The organism is Alcaligenes endophyticus, assembly GCF_026344035.1.
Lineage (GTDB): Bacteria > Pseudomonadota > Gammaproteobacteria > Burkholderiales > Burkholderiaceae_B > Alcaligenes > Alcaligenes endophyticus.
On sequence record NZ_JAPKND010000001.1, the window covers coordinates 180,696 to 199,047 of the forward strand.

Annotated in this window: 17 protein-coding genes; 5 read left to right on the forward strand and 12 right to left on the reverse strand. The window is 51.1% G+C overall.

Annotation, left to right across the window (positions count from 1 at the left end; genetic code table 11):
• Positions 1-11: 11 nt before the first annotated feature.
• Positions 12-2,057 carry a transketolase gene (gene tkt / locus OSH01_RS00780; protein WP_266122152.1) on the reverse strand — a complete coding sequence of 682 codons (2,046 nt, stop codon included), beginning with the start codon at positions 2,055-2,057 and terminating at the stop codon, positions 12-14.
• A 170-nt stretch (positions 2,058-2,227) separates the two neighbouring features.
• Between tkt and OSH01_RS00785 the strand changes: the two genes are divergently transcribed.
• A complete protein-coding gene (locus OSH01_RS00785; RefSeq protein WP_266122832.1) occupies positions 2,228-2,956 on the forward strand; it encodes a 16S rRNA (uracil(1498)-N(3))-methyltransferase in 729 nt (242 codons plus the stop codon).
• Positions 2,957-2,959: 3 nt separating this feature from the next.
• On the opposite strand, the gene OSH01_RS00790 is transcribed toward OSH01_RS00785, so the two are convergent.
• The 4 genes from OSH01_RS00790 to OSH01_RS00805 all read right to left on the reverse strand — a co-directional run bounded on the left by OSH01_RS00790 (position 2,960) and on the right by OSH01_RS00805 (position 7,951).
• Complete coding sequence (locus OSH01_RS00790) at positions 2,960-3,448, reverse strand: barstar family protein (RefSeq protein WP_266122153.1); 489 nt, start codon at positions 3,446-3,448, stop codon at positions 2,960-2,962.
• Positions 3,448-4,644 (reverse strand): patatin-like phospholipase family protein, encoded by a 1,197-nt coding sequence (locus tag OSH01_RS00795; RefSeq protein WP_266122154.1) that lies wholly within the window; start codon positions 4,642-4,644, stop codon positions 3,448-3,450. The genes OSH01_RS00790 and OSH01_RS00795 overlap by 1 nt, the downstream gene beginning before the upstream one ends.
• Before the next feature lie 3 nt (positions 4,645-4,647).
• Positions 4,648-6,945 (reverse strand): NADP-dependent malic enzyme, encoded by a 2,298-nt coding sequence (locus OSH01_RS00800; RefSeq protein WP_266122155.1) that lies wholly within the window; start codon positions 6,943-6,945, stop codon positions 4,648-4,650.
• A 103-nt stretch (positions 6,946-7,048) separates the two neighbouring features.
• Entirely contained in the window at positions 7,049-7,951 is a 903-nt protein-coding gene (locus OSH01_RS00805) for a hypothetical protein (RefSeq protein ID WP_266122156.1), read from the reverse strand.
• 77 nt (positions 7,952-8,028) lie between these two features.
• On the opposite strand from OSH01_RS00805, the gene OSH01_RS00810 reads away from it, so the two are divergent.
• Positions 8,029-9,195: a pyridoxal phosphate-dependent aminotransferase gene (locus OSH01_RS00810; RefSeq protein ID WP_266122157.1), complete on the forward strand. Its 1,167-nt coding sequence runs from the start codon at positions 8,029-8,031 to the stop codon at positions 9,193-9,195.
• A 4-nt stretch (positions 9,196-9,199) separates the two neighbouring features.
• On the opposite strand, the gene OSH01_RS00815 is transcribed toward OSH01_RS00810, so the two are convergent.
• A complete protein-coding gene (locus tag OSH01_RS00815) occupies positions 9,200-10,054 on the reverse strand; it encodes a transglycosylase SLT domain-containing protein (protein WP_407652911.1) in 855 nt (284 codons plus the stop codon).
• Between the two features lie 73 nt (positions 10,055-10,127).
• On the opposite strand from OSH01_RS00815, the gene OSH01_RS00820 reads away from it, so the two are divergent.
• The gene (locus OSH01_RS00820; RefSeq protein ID WP_266122158.1) at positions 10,128-11,672 is read left to right on the forward strand and encodes a UbiD family decarboxylase; all 1,545 of its coding nucleotides are present in this window, start codon (positions 10,128-10,130) and stop codon (positions 11,670-11,672) included.
• Positions 11,673-11,718: 46 nt separating this feature from the next.
• Here the strand turns inward: OSH01_RS00820 and OSH01_RS00825 are convergent, their stop codons facing one another.
• The 6 genes from OSH01_RS00825 to dacB all read right to left on the reverse strand — a co-directional run bounded on the left by OSH01_RS00825 (position 11,719) and on the right by dacB (position 15,938).
• Positions 11,719-12,108, reverse strand: coding sequence for a hypothetical protein (locus tag OSH01_RS00825; protein ID WP_266122159.1), 390 nt, complete (start codon positions 12,106-12,108; stop codon positions 11,719-11,721).
• Positions 12,105-12,509, reverse strand: coding sequence for a phage holin family protein (locus OSH01_RS00830; protein ID WP_266122160.1), 405 nt, complete (start codon positions 12,507-12,509; stop codon positions 12,105-12,107). The genes OSH01_RS00825 and OSH01_RS00830 overlap by 4 nt, the downstream gene beginning before the upstream one ends.
• A 68-nt stretch (positions 12,510-12,577) precedes the next feature.
• Complete coding sequence (locus tag OSH01_RS00835; RefSeq protein ID WP_266122161.1) at positions 12,578-12,895, reverse strand: DUF883 family protein; 318 nt, start codon at positions 12,893-12,895, stop codon at positions 12,578-12,580.
• Between the two features lie 70 nt (positions 12,896-12,965).
• Positions 12,966-13,706, reverse strand: coding sequence for a hypothetical protein (locus tag OSH01_RS00840; protein ID WP_266122162.1), 741 nt, complete (start codon positions 13,704-13,706; stop codon positions 12,966-12,968).
• An 86-nt stretch (positions 13,707-13,792) separates the two neighbouring features.
• Positions 13,793-14,428, reverse strand: coding sequence for a uracil phosphoribosyltransferase (gene upp / locus OSH01_RS00845; protein WP_266122163.1), 636 nt, complete (start codon positions 14,426-14,428; stop codon positions 13,793-13,795).
• A gap of 67 nt (positions 14,429-14,495) precedes the next feature.
• Positions 14,496-15,938: a D-alanyl-D-alanine carboxypeptidase/D-alanyl-D-alanine endopeptidase gene (gene dacB, locus OSH01_RS00850; RefSeq protein ID WP_266122164.1), complete on the reverse strand. Its 1,443-nt coding sequence runs from the start codon at positions 15,936-15,938 to the stop codon at positions 14,496-14,498.
• 172 nt (positions 15,939-16,110) lie between these two features.
• Between dacB and queA the strand changes: the two genes are divergently transcribed.
• Positions 16,111-17,175: a tRNA preQ1(34) S-adenosylmethionine ribosyltransferase-isomerase QueA gene (queA, locus tag OSH01_RS00855; protein ID WP_266122165.1), complete on the forward strand. Its 1,065-nt coding sequence runs from the start codon at positions 16,111-16,113 to the stop codon at positions 17,173-17,175.
• Complete coding sequence (gene tgt, locus OSH01_RS00860; RefSeq protein WP_266122166.1) at positions 17,172-18,308, forward strand: tRNA guanosine(34) transglycosylase Tgt; 1,137 nt, start codon at positions 17,172-17,174, stop codon at positions 18,306-18,308. Before queA ends, tgt begins: the two co-directional genes overlap by 4 nt.
• The last annotated feature ends 44 nt before the right edge of the window (positions 18,309-18,352 follow it).

The window sequence follows — 18,352 nt, forward strand, 5'->3', positions numbered from 1 at the left end:
CAGAACTCCAATTACAGAATACGTTCAACAGCCGCAACTACCGCTTCGGTAGTCAGGCCAAAATGCTTAAATAAGTCGGCAGCAGGCGCGGACTCACCATAGGTATCGATACCTACCACAGCACCGTTCAAGCCCACATACTTGTACCAAGCCGCCGTTACTCCCGCCTCAACCGCTACTCGTGGTAGACCGGGGGTCAGGACACTGTCGCGCCACGACAAGTCTTGGGCATCAAAAATATTGGTACAAGGCATAGACACTACACGCACTGCTATCCCACGTGCTTTTAGTGCTTCTTGCGCCTCGAGTGCCAACGCCACCTCTGAACCGGTGGCCATAATAATGGCCTGTGCATTGTCTGTATCACGCAATATATATCCACCGCGAGCTATCGCTGCGATGGTGTCTTGGTCACGCTCTACAAAGGGCAGATTCTGACGTGATAACAGCAAGGCGCTAGGGCCGCCGTCACGCACATCTAACCCTAAACTAGCAGGACGCTGTACCGCACACGACCAGGCCATAGCTGTTTCAGTAGTGTCACAAGGACGCCAAACATGCAGATTCGGAATTAAACGTAAACTTGCTGCATGCTCAATAGACTGGTGTGTAGGGCCATCTTCGCCCAAGCCGATGGAGTCGTGCGTAAAGACGTGTACTACGCGCTGCTTCATTAAAGCCGCCATACGAATGGCATTACGCGAGTAGTCGGAGAATGTCAGGAACGTGCCGCCAAATGGCAAGTAACCACCATGCAAGGCCAAGCCATTCATAATGCCGGCCATACCGAACTCACGCACGCCATAGTTAATGTGGCGTCCAGCGTGAACACCGTCTTGCTGGGCACGTACTGCCACGGCACCGGGCCAGTCGGTAAAGTTAGAACCAGTTAAGTCGGCGGAACCACCCAGCATTTCAGGTAGCATCTCAACCAGGGCTGTAATGGCTAGCTGCGAGGCCTTACGGCTCGCTACCGTTTCGGCCTTCTGGGCAGTTTGCTGTACAAATTCAGCGATACGCTGCGCCGCATCGGCTGGTAAGTCGCCTCGCATACGACGCGTAAATTCAGCAGCAAGCTCGGGGTACGCATTTTCGTAAGCAGCAAACTGTTCCTGCCATGCCTGCTGGCGCTGAGCACCAGCTTGACGTGCATCCCAAGCTGCTGCCACTTCTTCAGGAATTTCAAACGCAGCATGAGGCCAACCTATCGCTGCACGCGTGGCAGCAATCTCGGCCGCACCTAAAGGAGCGCCGTGTACTTTTTCTGAGCCTGCAGCATTTGGTGCTCCCTTACCAATGACGGTACGGCAGCAAATAAGAGTGGGCCCCGAGTTGGCAACAGCATTCTGCTTAGCTTGCTCAATGGCTGTTTCAATCGCTTGAGCATCGTGTCCGTCTACTGCACGGATAACATTCCAGCCATAACTTTCGAAACGTGCAGGGGTATCATCGGCAAACCAGTGCTCAACCTTGCCATCAATGGAAATACCGTTATCGTCGTAAAAAACGACGAGTTTAGATAGCTTCCATGTACCGGCTAAAGAGCAAACCTCGTGCGAGATGCCTTCCATCAAACAACCATCGCCCGCGAACACGTAGGTGAGGTGATCCACCAGTTTATGGCCATCACGATTAAATTCGCGCGCCAATAAGGCTTCGGCTAAAGCAAAACCCACCGCATTACTGATCCCCTGCCCCAAAGGCCCCGTGGTGGTTTCTACACCTGCGGTATAGCCAACTTCGGGGTGGCCGGGTGTGCGTGAATGCAACTGTCGAAAATTACGAATTTCGTCTATGGACAGGTCGTAGCCACTAAGATGCAACAGGGCGTAGATCAGCATAGAACCGTGTCCATTTGACAACACAAAACGGTCACGATTGAACCAAGCAGGGTCGGCAGGATTATGTTTTAAATGCCTGGACCACAAAACCTGGGCGATATCTGCCATACCCATAGGAGCACCGGGGTGACCGGAATTTGCCTGTTGTACGGCATCCATAGACAAAGCTCGAATGGCATTGGCTAAGGTTTTATCAGAGACTGACGCAAGATCCATGAGAAGCTCATAAGTGACGCAAAAAGTGCTTTAGTACTGCAAAACACCATAACGCATCAAAAAACTGGTTGTAAAAGTTAGCATTTTAACATCGCTATGGGCAATACGCGCCGCACAAGCTCAGTTGCCTAAGGTATGCTTGAATCGCCAAGGATTCAATGCTAATTACTATGAGCTACGCACGCTTTTTTTGTTCCCTACCACTTGCCCCCCACACCCGTGTGGAATTACCCACCGAGCTGTCTCACCACGCCATCCGCGTTTTACGTTTAAAAGACCAAAGCCCTATTATTTTATTTGATGGTTCGGGCGCGCAATACCCCGCTATCTTGGAAATCGATGGGAAACGTAGCTTTGCACAATTAGGTGCTGCACAAACCGTGTGCCGCGAGCTAAAAGGAAAAATCACTCTGGCTCAAGGTTTAGCCAGCAGCGACAAAATGGACTGGGTAATAGAAAAAGCCGTCGAGCTAGGCCTGCATGAAGTAGTACCGATACGTGCACGCAAAAGCGTACTGCAACTGAATCCTGAGCGCCAAGCCAAACGATTAGCTCACTGGCAAGGCATTATCCAAGCAGCCAGTGAACAATGCGGCCGCAACCGCCTTATGCAACTGGCCCAGCCTTGCACCTTAGAGGCCTATCTTCGCACGCCTCCAAAAGGCTTGCTATTATTTTGTGACCCGGGAGCTACGCTACAGTTAAAAGATCTGCTCACCCCTCAGCACGAAGATATTATTTTACTAGTAGGGCCCGAAGGTGGCTGGACCGAGGATGAACAACAAACAGCTCTCAAAGCAGGTGCCCAAGCCATCTGCTTTGGGCACCGTGTACTGCGTACAGAAACCGCTGGTCTGGCCCTAAGCGCTGCGATTAGTGCGCTTCAGGCCTGGGAATAAATTTTACTCTTCGTCGTAACCAGCACTGTCTTTCGCATCGCTTCCCGAATACGGTGTTGGCCCTACGCCTGGCTCAGGATCAGGGTGCTTACCCGCATGTACCACCGCATAAATAAAACGCCGCTCATTGTTTGATGCCCACTGGTAGACATCTTCGCATACGCTCAAAATTGCGGCAGCATCCGCTTCGAGTGCTGGATCACCCGAGTGCAATTTGTCAAACCATAACGCTAGCCCTTCTTTTTGATCGAGCACGGTGTCGCACAAGCAATCATATAGGGCATCTAAGTTACCACCGAAAAATTCGGGAAAATCGACCGCTTTGACCACGGCACGTAACACAGCAGAACGATTACGCGCGCGGTCACAATCCACTATCACAGGGGTTACCCCTTGATTATTCGCAACCTGGGTAAAGATCGCTTGCTTAATACCTTTGGTATCTAATTGGCCGCCAGCGGCCATCACGCTCTCTAAAAGTTGTTGACTCATTAAGGCGTCTCCATAAAAAACGCTCTGATTTCTTCACGTCGATTCATAGTATCGGTTTTTCCTAACTCGATCAGCTCTCGGGTATAGCCTGATTCAAATAATAAGTACGAGATCAATCCACCACCTGTAGTTGGGCCAGACTTAGCTGAAACCCCAAGCACTCGAAATAAAGTTCGAGCGGCGGCAGGCATCTGTTTGATGTGTTTGGTTGCTATTTCGTCCAAAGAGCGACTAGGCGAAATCGCGAAGGTACTGACAGGACGCAGCGATTGGCTTTTTAATCCATTTGCGGGCATATAGGCAAGCAAAGTATTAATGCTCTCGGTACGTTCAATATCCATCGCCACACTATCTAAAAAGATGTTAGACAGTGCGTAGCCGCCGATTTGTGCCAAACTTGGATATGGCGGGTCTGTATCAGGCTCGCTGTGGTAGGTATTATCGTTATACCCGGTCCCAACAACCAGCACTTTTTCTGCCCCCAAATGGATTGCCGGGCTAATTGGCGCCAGTTGTCGCATCGTACCATCACCACACCAGATAGTGTTGTTACCCACCAACATAGATTGAGCGGGAAATACGAATGGAATAGCACTAGAGGCCATTAAGTGATCGACCCCTATACGCCCAGGCACTGCTCGGCGCAAACTGCGGCGCCACGGTTTAATCGTGTTTTTAGACTGGTAGAAAGTAAGGTGTTCACCCGACGTATACGCCGCAGCGGTTATTGCTAAGGCTGATAATGCCCCCTGCTCTAGGTTGGGTTGAAGACGATCAAACTCGAGATGGGTACGCAGCAAAGTGCGTAAAGGCGTATTGTCCAGCATCGAGTGCGGAATATGACGACGCAATGCAGGCGCGACCCAGCCCAGCAACAATGCCCCCATCCAGTTAATACCGGTACGACTTAACAAAATAGGGTCTGCATAGAAAATGTCTTGCGTACACAAATTGGCCCACAGGTGCTGAATACGATCTGCCGCCTCGTGGGGGTGATCTGCCCGACAAGCATAAGCGGCGGCATTAATGGAGCCCGCTGAAGACCCGCAAATAATCCCAAAGGGGTTTTGAAACCCCTCCTGTCTATCGGGGTCGAGAATATCCAATAAGCCCGACAAAACACCGGCCTGATAAGCTCCCCGTGCGCCGCCACCCGTTAATACTAAGGCCAGCGAGGTCTGTAGGCCCGCATCCATAGGCTATGACACGTCGGCGTTCACGTTCGCATCCACGACGGTAATCGCCGTCATGTTCACGATGCGCCGAATAGATGACGTGGACGTCATGATGTGCGCGGGTGCATTGGCTCCCAATAAAAATGGGCCAATCGCTACATTACCGCCCGCCGCTGTCTTTAATAGGTTATAGGAAATATTAGCTGCCTCGACATCAGGACAAACTAACAGATTGGCCTCCCCCTCTAGGGGGCTCCCCGGTAAGACTCGCGCACGCATTTGCTCATCCAAGGCGCAATCTCCGTGCATTTCACCATCGATTTGCAAACTAGGGTCCGCGGTTTTCACCAAGGCTAACGTGGCACGCATTTTGCGTGCAGCACTCGAATTGCTGGTACCAAAATTAGAACTAGACAACAAAGCGGCCTTTGGCTCTACATTAAACTGACGCATTTTCTTGGCGGCGGCGCAGGTTATTTCGGCTAACTGGTGCTCATCAGGGTCTTCGTTCACATGGGTATCGGCAATAGCCACCGTACGCTCAGACAGCAACAAAATATTCATGGCTGCATAGGTATCAACACCAGGCGCCTTGCCGATCACTTGGTCAATTAACTGCAAATGGTTAGCGTAGTTACCAACCGTGCCGCAGATCATGCCATCTGCATCACCCATTCGTAACATCATGGCGGCGATCAGCGTCATACGACGACGCATCTCTACCCGCGCCATTTCTTTACTAATCCCACGACGACTCATGATCTCCCAATAAGCCGTCCAGTATTTATGGAAGCGATCATCCTGTTCCGGATTCGTCACCTCAACATCTATGCCCAGACGTATACGCAAGCCATAACGCTCAATTCGCTGCTGCAGGACGGCGGGACGGCCCACCAAAATAGGCTTAGCCAGCCCCTCATCCACCACAATTTGCACTGCTCGCAAAATGCGCTCATCCTCGCCCTCGGCAAAGACAATACGAGCTTTAGCGCCGTCTTGCACCAAGCCTTTAGCCAAAGCGTATACAGGCTGCATGAAAGAACCTGATTTATACACAAACTGCTGTAGCTGATAGATATAACTGTCAAAATCTTGAATGGGGCGTGTTGCGACCCCCTCGGCCATGGCCGCACGCGCCACGGCTGGCGCAATACGCACAATCAGGCGGGAATCAAACGGACGCGGAATGAAAAAATTCGGCCCGAAAGTCGTTTCCTCTAGCCCGTAAGCCGCAGCTGCTCCTTCATCTTGCTCTTCGCGAGCTAATTGGCAAATAGCCAATACCGCTGCTTTTTCCATGCCTCGCGTAATCGTTGTCGCCCCCACATCCAGAGCACCACGGAAAATGTAAGGAAAGCATAAAACGTTATTAACCTGATTCGGGTAGTCGGAGCGACCGGTGGCAATCACCACGTCATCGCGCACCGCATGTGCATCTTCAGGCAAAATTTCAGGATTAGGGTTCGCTAAAGCAAGAATCAGCGGACGTGGCGCCATGCGTTTAAGCATGGTGGGCTTAAGTACGCCGCCGGCAGATAAGCCCAAAAACACATCTGCGCCATCGATGATCTCATCTAGAGTTCTAGCCGTAGTGTCTTGAGCAAAACGCTCTTTGGCCGCATCCATTAACGCTACACGACCTTTATAAACGACGCCCTCAATGTCACTGACCCAAATGTTTTCTAATGGCATGCCCATATCGACGAGCAAATCCATACACGCCAATGCTGCCGCACCGGCGCCAGAAACCACCAGTTTGACTGCGCTGATTTCCTTGCCAACGACAGTCAAGCCGTTCAAAAATGCAGCCACTACGCAAATAGCTGTTCCATGTTGATCATCATGAAACACGGGAATACTCATGCGCTCACGCAACTTGCGCTCAACTTCAAAACACTCAGGCGCTTTGATGTCCTCTAGGTTGATTCCACCAAAAGTAGGCTCTAGGCCTGCGATAATATCGACCAGCTTATCTGGGTCACTTTCATTAATTTCAATATCGAAAACATCTAGACCCGCAAAACTCTTAAACAATACGGCCTTACCTTCCATAACAGGCTTGGAGGCCAGCGGACCAATGTTCCCCAACCCTAAAACGGCGGTGCCATTGGTTATTACGCCCACCAAATTACCGCGTCCTGTATAGCGAAAGACGTTTTGCGGATCGTTGACGATTTCCTCGCACGCTGCCGCCACTCCGGGCGAATACGCCAACGCGAGATCCCGTTGATTCGACAGTTGCTTAGTCGGCGTCACTGAGAGTTTGCCTGGGCGGCCCTGTTCGTGATATTCGAGCGCTGCTTTGCGAAAATTGGGATCCATATTCCTACCTAAAGAAAATAATCAATCAAAATCTGTATGAACCATTCTAGCCCCTGAAAAACAAATCGGGGGAAACGCCCCTGCTATCAGCAGGCTCAGCATCTTAGAGCTCTTGGCCTGGGTAAGAGAACAAGCCTGCCGGATCAAACCACTGCCGCACTGCCTCGTCTAGATCCTGCGTAGCAATGACATCTGTGTCTTGTGGCATAGGCCACTGCCAGTCCTGCGGTACAGCTAAAGCATGCATGTGCTGATCCAATACCAGCCAATCGACCCACGCTAAATCGCCCCCGTGGCCAAGCAACAAATGCGCCAAATTGATGCCATATGCAGCATCGGGCTGCAAAGCATCTAGGCGGTACCGAGCGGTCCAGTAATGCTCGGGATGAGCAGGACAAGTCGCTTGCAACTGAAATAGAGCAGGAATCATCTGCTGCAAACGCATACTATTTAATGGGTTTTTATTATTAGCCCCAAAAGGGCCCAAATTAGCGCGCGTCCCATCGGCCAATAAAATGGAGGCATGCTCCACCCCAGATAACTGAGTAAAGCCCTGCGGCCACATATGATGGCGCCGATCAGCTAACCAGGCGGCGACTGTTAAGCCAGGGTTTACCTCGGCAAGGCCTGAAAACCCTTGCGCCTCAAGCTCACCCATCAAGCATCCTGGCTGCACAAACCACAGCGATGAGGCAGCATCGAGACGCTCACAACGAGCCATGCGATGATCAGGTGCCAAATAAAGGACTGCTCCGGTATGATATGGGTTCGCCATAGGTAGCCCGTCTAGGGCTAGCTGTACCGAGTACTCTATCGCCAACTGGCGAGCCAGCTCTACATCAGCACTAGACCCTGGGTGCAAGCGCCCTTGCTCTATGCCCGGACTACTATCCAGCTCAACCAGTACCCCCTGAATATCCCGGCGCAAACGTTGACAGAAAGCGGCCCATGGTGATTGGGATACTGTCCGTCCTGACAGAAATGCTCGACGCGATGAAGAAACCATGCTTGACCACACTATAAAACCCGATGCAGCTTACTGTTCTGCATCATGCTGAATTTATTAACACCGAGATTTGCCTTATGTCCCGCCTAGCTGATCGCACTACCCAAACCGTTCCCTTTCATGCTGTCGAACTATTCAAAGAGGCCAGCGCCTTACAAGCTCAAGGTCGTGACATCATTAGTTTAGGGATAGGTGAGCCCGATTTTACTGCCCCAGACACCGTGGTTCGCGCTTTACAAAAAGCAGCAGAACAAGGTTTGAGCCAATATACGGCGCCTGCAGGTATACCAGCCTTGCGCAAAAAAATTGCGCAATATTACGAGCAACAGTTTGGCGCCTATGTTAGCCCCCGACGCATTTTAATCACAGCGGGTGCCTCTGGGGCTTTGTCTTTAAGCTGCATGGCACTGATTAACCCTGGTGACGAAGTGCTCATGCCTGACCCTTGTTACCCAGCCAACCGTAACTTTATCACCGCTGCGGGTGGCCAAGCGCGTTTGATACCCTGCTCAGCTAAAAACCGTTTTCAGCTCACCGCCGCCGACATACAGGCTCATTGGGGCCCCCACACTCGCGGCGTTCTAATTGCCTCGCCCAGCAACCCCACTGGTACCAGCATTAGTCGCACTGAGCTACAGGCTTTAATACAAGCCGTTCGAGAGCGTAATGGTTTCATCATTATGGATGAAATCTACCTAGGATTGCATTACGAAAACCAAGCAAAAAGCGCATTAAGCCTTGACGATAACATCATTATTATCAATAGCTTTTCTAAGTACTTTCACATGACAGGCTGGCGCTTAGGCTGGGTGATTTTGCCCGAGTTCATGCTAGAGGCCACCGAACGCATGGCGGCTAGCTTAGCTATCTGCGCCCCGGCTCTGGCACAACATGCTGCCCTTGCCTGCTTTGATAGTCCTGCTATGGAAATCTACGAAGAGCGGCGTCTGGCCTTTAAAGCGCGGCGCGACTTTTTACTACCCGCCCTAGAAGAGTTAGGACTGCATGTTCCGGCCAAGCCCGATGGGGCGTTTTACATCTACGCCGATATCAGTCGTTTTAGCCCAAGCAGCAGCGACTTCTCTCATCGCCTTCTGCATGAAGCGGGGGTCGCTGTCGTACCCGGCTTAGATTTTGGCCCCGCTCACGCAGACAAAATGGTGCGCTTGGCTTACTCCACACAAATGGAAAAACTTGAGCAAGTCATTGCACGTTTGCAGACATTTTTATCAAAAGCCTATTAACAGCTTAGCCTGAGCGGCGTGTAGGGATACCTGATGCTAGGGCTATCCGACGTCGCTCCGCTAACACTTTAGCGCCATAACCGCCGTCTCCAGGCCCAGTGGCTCCTACATAGCAAGCAAGTCCCCCTTCTATCGAGCCTCGGCGACGTATACAGTCCGATAGAATCTGAGCCCCAACACGAATATTCGCCTCGGGGTTTAATACGGCCAACGTGCCTTCCAAATAATTCTCAAACTTAGCTCGGTGAACTCTCGTCATCACTTGCATAAGCCCTTGAGCCCCGACATGGCTTTCAGCATAAGGGTTATACCGAGACTCGATGGCGATAACGGCCAAAATCAGTTGAGGATCTAGGTTTTTTTCCTTACCTACTTGGAAGGCCATGTAAATCAAGGCTCCGGTTACATTGTGAGCGACCTTATATTTGCGTGCAATATAACTACGCAATGCCTGCACCTGAGCTGGAGTCGCCCCGTCGATAGGCTCGCCAGCCACGGATGCTCGTAACGCACGCATATATCCCTGATACGTAGACACCTTACGTAACTCTTGCTCAGCCATATCTGTGGGGACTTGCTCTTGCTGCGCGCTCTCTACCACACTTTCGTCCGGCCAGATAATCTGCCCTTGTGCATCCACGCGCATCACTTCTGGACGTAAAGCTTGTACGATAGAGGTGTAAAGCTGGTTAAACTGTACGCGCATAGAAGGCACCACTGCGCAGGCGACAATCGTCACCAACGCAGCAATACCTAGATACATGGCACATACATGTACAAACTCATTAACCCGATACACTATGCTGCGAGCCGAATGGCTTAGCGCACGATCGAAATTATGGACGCCCATTTCTGCCATCCTTATTTTTCCAAATTGGCTGAAATGTTAACCCTAATGGCTCGCTTTTTTGTAACAGGAACTATATTTAACTGTGAAATACCGTGATTTACGTGACTTTCTGAACCAGTTAGAGGCTCACGGCGAACTCAAACGCATTACCCATCCCGTCTCTACGCATTTGGAAATGACGGAAATTAGCGACCGCGTACTCCGTGCGGAAGGCCCTGCACTGTTGTTTGAAAACGCCAAACATCGGGGTAACGATAGCAGTATGCCCGTACTGACCAATCTGTTTGGCACGCCTAAACGTGTTGCATGGGGTATGGGGGCAGATGACGTGAGCGCTCTGCGAGAAACGGGTGAACTACTTGCCACCCTTAAAGAGCCTGAAGCACCACGCGGTCTACGGGATGCGTTCAGTAAAGTCGCTATGCTCAAATCGGCCCTTTGGGACATGAGTCCTAAAAACATCCGCAGCCCCGCCTGCCAAGAGGTGGTACTAGAAGGCAAGGATGTAGACCTTAATCAAATTCCCTTACAAATGTGCTGGCCTGGGGACGTCGCCCCCCTATTAACCTGGGGCTTAGTCATTACCCGTGGCCCTAACGCCAAACGTCAAAATCTAGGTATTTATCGCCAGCAGCAAATTAGCCACAACAAGCTGATCATGCGCTGGCTTTCCCACCGTGGTGGTGCCCTAGACTTCCGTGACCACGCTATTGCCCACCCAGGCCAACCTTTTCCTATTGCCGTTGCCTTGGGCACTGACCCAGCCACTATTTTAGGCGCAGTTACTCCCGTACCCGACAGTCTCTCTGAATACCAATTCGCTGGGCTATTACGGGGCTCTCGAACGGAGGTGGCCAAGGCACTGGGCAGCGACCTATCCGTGCCAGCATGGGCTGAAATCGTACTCGAAGGACACATCTTACCGGCCGACCACCCAGACGCTATTCCACCCCAGGCGGTAGAAGGTGCCCACCCTGTAGCTGCCAGTGATTACGAAATAGCACTTGAAGGACCTTACGGCGATCACACCGGCTACTACAACGAACAAGACTGGTTTCCCGTTTTTACCGTTGAGCGCATTACTATGCGTCGTAAGCCCATCTATCACAGCACTTATACCGGCAAACCGCCCGATGAGCCTGCCGTGCTGGGCGTAGCTTTGAACGAAGTGTTCGTACCACTGCTCAAAAAGCAACTACCTGAAATTGTTGATTTTTATTTACCCCCAGAGGGCTGCAGCTATCGTTTAGCCGTAGTGTCAATACGCAAACAATACGCCGGACACGCAAAGCGGGTCATGTTTGGGGTATGGAGTATTTTGCGGCAATTCATGTACACCAAATTCATTGTGGTGGTTGATGAGGACGTGAACACTCGCGACTGGAAAGAAGTAATCTGGGCCATGACGACCCGCATGGACCCCGTACGAGACACTCTACTAGTAGAAAACACCCCTATCGACTATCTGGATTTCGCCTCACCCGTTTCAGGTTTAGGTGGCAAAATGGGCATGGATGCTACCAACAAATGGCCGGGCGAAACGAATCGCGAATGGGGGCGCCCGATAGTCATGGAACAAGAGGTCAAACACAAAGTAGATCAAATGTGGCAAGACCTTGGCTTGTAAGCCATAAACTAACACTTAGCCTGTATGCAAGCAGGCTAAGTGTATTTTAATAAACGCGTTCTTTTCTATGTTCAGCCAATGCCTGTTCGTTCTCTGGCTGAAACTGTCGTCTGTCTTGGTAATTGCTAAATAGCTTCCAGCCTACTAACCCAGCGGCCGCAAACTTCACCCACCGCCCCCCAAACATACTTAATACAGTAGATGCGCCCGATAACAAGAAGGGATAGCGGCGACTAAGGCGCATCGCACTACCTACCCAATTACTCATGTTGTGCGCGGTAAAGGCGGGCGTAAAGCTGTTGAGTAAATTACGGGGCTGTAAGTCTTGTGCTAAGTCTTGCGACTGCTGACACAACGCCTGCCTTTCTACCGCCGCGCGGGCACGTAATAGCTCTATTCGGATTGCTCTGTTCTGGGCTTTGGCGTGTCGACTCATTCTCGCCTCCCGTTATAAGGTGGTGCGGCATCATCGCCAAGTCGGGCTAAAAAAGCCGCATCCTTCCCCAACTCTTCGAGGGTAGCAGAAAAGGGCATGGGGCCGTCCTCTAGCCTTTTGCGTACTCCCAAGAACAAGCCTAAACCCAAGCCGCCATACAAAACAACGACTAAGCCTAAGGCTATATAGCGGTACTCAGTTGGCCAAAAATACAAGGCCACTAGCAGGGTGAAAACCAGCACCGCAAGGGTGGAAAACAGCAATGCCCCAAAGAGCATGCCTACCAGCGACAACAGCCCGGCTTTTTGCTCACTTGCCTCAAGAGCAAAGAGCTCTAAGCGTGTACGCGCAACCGATAAAAGTGTGACACCTAACTCGCTGACGGTGTGCCTGAGCGCCATGACCCCCCCTTTTTTTAATGCGAGCGTTCCGCCCCTTAAGTGACCAAACGCCCGCTTTGCACTACAAATTAACGGCGGCTCATGAGTAAGCCAAACATCAATCCCACTATGCCCGCCACCCCAATAGCTTGCCAAGGGTGGTCATGCACGTAATGGTCGGTTGCCTTTGCTGCTTGTCGGCTTCGCTCCACAACTGCTTCTTGAGCGTCAGCAAGAGTGTCACGCGTGATGCGCAACGAACGCGCTGCTCGCTCGCGCAATTCTGTGGCTTGGTCTCCTGTGGCATCGGCGGCCTCACGCAATAACTTTTCCGCTTCGTCCAGGCTGTTGCGTAGCTCATCAATGAAACCATCTTCAGTTGCTTTAACGCGTCGTCTTGTTACCATTATCAAGCTCCTTAAAATATAAAGCCTAACTACTTACCAAGAAAAACCTGAAATCTCAGGCTCGGATACCTTATTCTATGCGTGTCACTTCTATTGTAGAACGTACACCTTGCTGCAGACTATCTTGCTTCAACACCATATTAGCGTCTGGGCAAAACCAATCCGTTACATCGCTACTCATGCCAGGTACGGGTAAGCGTATGCCATTAAAACTGGCCTGGGTAGGAGAAATATCACGCGTATAACGTATCGGCCAACAAGTTTGGGCTCCTAGGGCGGTTTGCACCTGCTGCGCAGCCCCTACTTGTTTTTCTCCGGTATGTATACGTAACGGATCTGTCTGCTGTGCTTTGCGATCGACTTGAATTTCGAAATGTTGAGCCGCAAACTTTTGCCCTTCTTGATGAGCCATGCCCTCGTAGGCAAACAGACCTAATAAGCGAAGGTCGAAAGAGCCTTGCACTGGCTCACGGCCACCACGACCATTATCGCGCTCAAAACGGGCCCGCCCGTCACGCACCTGCATCCAATAATCGATGCGTGGTTTAGAAGCGGGCAAGCCAGCCAGCGCTATTTGCGCATGACCTTGAACTCGAGCACTACATTGGTCACCGCCCTGCTGCTGCACCTCGGAAAAACGCAGATCAGCCCCTAAGGCCAACAAACCGCTGCCTTGTAACTGTACCGCTCCACCCTCGTGCATAAAAGGCACATCGCACAGACCAGCCTGAGCGACCTGCATCAAGAACAGAAAAGGCACACTACAACATAGAGCTCGCACATTCACACCCACTAGAACTGTATTACGCATCTTCATGCTACCCCATCTTTACTGTACCCATACTATATAAAAAGCTAGATTTTGTTAACAAGCCTACAAGCTGCGTACACCTAACCTTAATCTTTTTGGCGTGTACCAAAAATGCGATCACCTGCGTCCCCCAAGCCGGGCACGATATAACCGTGCTCGTCTAGGTGGCTGTCGATGGAAGCGGTGTAAATGTGCACATCGGGATGATGCTCTTCCACATAAGCAATACCTTCAGGGGCAGCCACCAACACTAAGGCACGAATATTTTTACATCCTGCTTTTTTAAGCATGTCTATCGTTGCTACCAATGAGCCACCGGTTGCCAACATAGGGTCGATAATAAGTGCTAGTCGCTGATCCAACTCCCCTACCAAGCGCTCCAGGTAGGTTTGCGCTTGCAAAGTTTCTTCATTGCGAGCGATCCCCACTACGCTTACCTTTGCGCCTGGTATAAGACTTAGCACGCCATCGAGCATCCCTATACCAGCACGCAAGATGGGCACTACGGTTACTTTTTTACCTGCTAAGGCCTCTACCTTTACCGTGCCGCACCAACCTTCATATTCGGCAGGCTCAAGCGGTAAATCTTTACACGCTTCGTAAGTCAGTAAAGCAGCAATTTCCTGCGACATTTCGCGAAAATTTTTGGTGCTTAGTTCAGCTTTGCGCATCAGTCCCAATTTATGACGAATGAGAGGATGGCGGATTTCATGTATAGGCATGGCAGACTGCTTGTAAGGTTCAATAATTATGCCCATAGGGCAAGGACTGCAAAAAATCGGGAATAATTTACTGTGTTGCTAACCACTTCACTACCGCGTCATCAAACGGACGCACAGCGGCAGAACGGTCATCATTCACAATACTGACAAGAATATAACGTTTTCCACTAGCACCCAAGACATAACCCGCTAAAGCACGACTATCGCGCAAGGTACCAGTTTTTAAATGAGCTCGTCCTTGTACTTCGTCATCACGCAAACGACGTCGTACCGTACCATCCACCCCCGAGATAGCTAACGAGGAAACAAACTCAGGCATAAGGGTGGAATGCCACGCGACACTCAACATTTGTGCCATCCCTCCAGCGGTAATGCGGCCATTACGTGACAGCCCTGAGCCGTTATCCACTACCCAACCTCTGGTGTCGACGCCTTGTTGCGCTAAAACAGACATGACCGCTTGTTCCCCAGTGCGCACTGTTGCCCCCTCGCCTTGCAACTCTTTGCCCACGGTGAGCAGGATAGTGCGCGCCATCACATTGTTACTTTGTTTGTTAATGACGCGAATCAGGTCGCTTAGGCTACGCGATTCATGGCTCACTATATTTTGTGCAGAAGCCGGCACCTTCCCTTCGGTAATACCGCGCGCCAACGTGCCACCTAGGTCACGCCACAACGCCAGTACCAGTTTTGAAAAAAAATCAGTTTGACTGTGCACTAAACGGTAAACGCTGAACTCTCCGCAAGAGCCCACTGCCTTACCACTAAGTTGAATGTTAATCTCATTGCCCGCGGCTTGAATCTCTGTGCCTACGGCAGGCGAACCTGGACACACTGCGTCCACCCACTGCACCTCGCCCTGTAAGCGCACGCCGGGCAAAGGCGGATCTATCATGGCAATCCATTTTTTAGCCTGCGTATCAGGCTGGAAAACTAGACGTGAGGCTCCTAGTCCTACCATCATGGCGTCGGGGCTAGCGTTATAGGGACGGTCACCGGCCGAATCAAAAGCATGGGGATTAATCGTTACCGAACCAAAAACACTGCGATCCACCACTATTTCAGAAATATTTTTTACCCCGCGCAACCGCAACTGGCGCAAAGCATCCCAAAGCTCGGGCACACTTAGTAAAGGGTCACCGCCTGCTTTAATATACAAAGGCCCTTTTAAGGTACCCTGTTCATCTACGTGCAGACCACCCACTGCCATAAAATTAGTGCGCCAAGTATATTCAGGCCCCAAGGCACTTAGCCCTGCCCAAGTACTGACTAACTTCATGACCGAGGCGGGGTTACGCGGAACTTGCGGGTTTACCTCTATTAAACGCCTACCATCAACCTCTTGTACCACTAAAGACAAACTGCTCTCTGGTAATCGGGTGTTTTTCCAAGCAGCTGCAAGCTCTGCCGGGAGCGCCTGCGCCCAAACCACTGTACTCATTTGTACAAACAGAGCCAAAGCCGTGCCAACACGACCCAGGCACGACCACCCGCTTAAGACTGCTTGCATGCAGATCTCCACCTTACTGACGTACACAAACGCCAAGCATACCCGAAACTTGAGCAAGAAAAATAGGCTTTCAGGGAGTAAAACTCGGTAAATAAGCACTTAGGCGTTAAAATGCTTGTTTGCCCCATATTTACGGCCTGGTTTATATTCCAGAGCCTCTCTTTTATATACCATGAGCGTAGACGCTAAGCTGGACATACAACAGTTCGATTACGAACTTCCCCCAGAACTCATTGCCCAACACCCTAGCGCAGAGCGTACAGGCAGCCGCCTCTTACATCTGGACGCAGGAAGCTGCTTGCATGATCTTACTTTCCAAGACCTGCCTAGCTTGCTAAATGAACATGATCTCCTGGTCTTTAACGATACACGCGTGATCAAAGCCCGCTTAGCTGGACAAAAAAGTACGGGCGGACGCGTTGAAGTGCTCATCGAGCGTATTACGTCTGCCCACACTGCAGTAGCTCATATACGTTCCAGCAAAGCGCCCAAGCTGGGCACACAGTTGTGGCTGGCGGACGGACAAGTGCATGCTGAATGCAAAGGGCGCATCGGCGAACTCTTCGAATTAGCCTTTCAAGCACCCATCTTGGACCTTTTAGATCAATATGGGCGTCTGCCACTGCCCCCGTATATTGAACATCTGCCCGATGGCCAAGACGAAGAGCGTTATCAGACTATTTATGCGCAACACCCTGGTGCTGTAGCAGCCCCCACAGCAGGCTTACACTTTACCGAGTCCCTATTAAAAGAACTGACCAACAAAGGCGTACAACAAGCGTTTGTCACCTTGCATGTCGGTGCTGGCACGTTTCAGCCGGTGCGCGTACAAAATATCGCCGAACATATCATGCACGCTGAGCGTTATCGTGTTCCAGCGTTAACGCGCGAAAAAATCGAGCGTTGCCATGCACAAGGTGGGCGCGTTATTGCCGTAGGTACCACTAGCATAAGAGCCTTAGAATCTGCCGCTCAACCTGCATTAACCCAAGGTCAGGTACTGGCTGACGGGAGCATCGAAGGAGACACTCGACTCTTTATCACTCCTGGCTATCAGTTTCACGGGATTGATGCCTTAATCACTAATTTTCACTTACCGCAATCTACTTTACTCATGTTGGTGTCCGCCTTAGCTGGCTTAGAACCCATACAGCGTGCCTACCAGCACGCGGTAGAATCCCGGTATCGTTTTTTTAGCTATGGCGATGCCATGTTTATTGAGTCTTTCAAATCATGAGCGGATTGAAATTTACCTTACTGGGCACAGATGGTGCTGCCCGACGTGCCCAAATCAGCCTTAACCATGGTGTGGTGCAAACCCCTATGTTTATGCCCGTAGGCACTTATGGTAGCGTTAAAGCCATGATGCCCCATGAGTTGGATGAAAATGGCGCGCAAGTCATTTTGGGCAATACTTTCCATCTTTGGCTACGCCCCGGCACCGAGATCATGGATAAATTCGGTGGCCTGCACGAATTTATGCAATGGCATAAACCCATCCTGACCGACTCAGGCGGTTTCCAGGTGTTTAGCCTGCAAGGCATGCGTAAAATTACCGAAGAAGGTGTTAAGTTCGCTTCGCCTATTACCGGTGAACGTTTATTCCTGACGCCTGAAGAATCCATGCGCATTCAGCGCTCGCTGAACTCTGACATCGCCATGGTGTTTGACGAATGCACACCCTACATGATCAACAATCGGCCTGCGACGCACGAAGAGGCAGCCACCTCGATGCGCATGTCTTTACGTTGGGCACGACGATCACGCAACGCCTTTGTTGAACTGCAAAACCCGAATGCCTTGTTTGGCATCGTTCAGGGGGGCATGTATGAAGACTTACGCGATGAATCATTAGCGGGCTTGGTCGATATCGGTTTCGAAGGCTATGCCATCGGTGGCCTGTCTGTTGGTGAACCCAAAGAAGACATGATGCGTATTTTGGCGCATACAACGCCAAAAATGCCTGCTATGGCGCCACGCTACCTAATGGGCGTAGGCACACCGGAGGATCTCGTGGAAGGCGTCAGCCAAGGCGTGGATATGTTTGACTGCGTCATGCCCACCCGCAACGCCCGCAACGGCTGGCTGTTTACGCGTTATGGTGATATAAAAATACGGAACGCACGCTACAAAGACGACACTCGTCCACTCGACCCTAGCTGTGCCTGCCACACGTGCCAAAAATTTTCACGTTCATACTTGCATCATTTACAGCGCGTCGGCGAAATCACGGGAGCACGTTTGAACACCTTGCATAATTTGCATTTTTATCTGCAGATAATGAAAGAAATGCGCACTGCCATTGAGGAAAAACGCTTTAATCAATGGCGCGAGCAGTTCCATGCCGATCGAGCTCGTGGCATAGATTAATATGCAGCTTAGAACACAGCTCGAAAGTACCGCTACAATACACC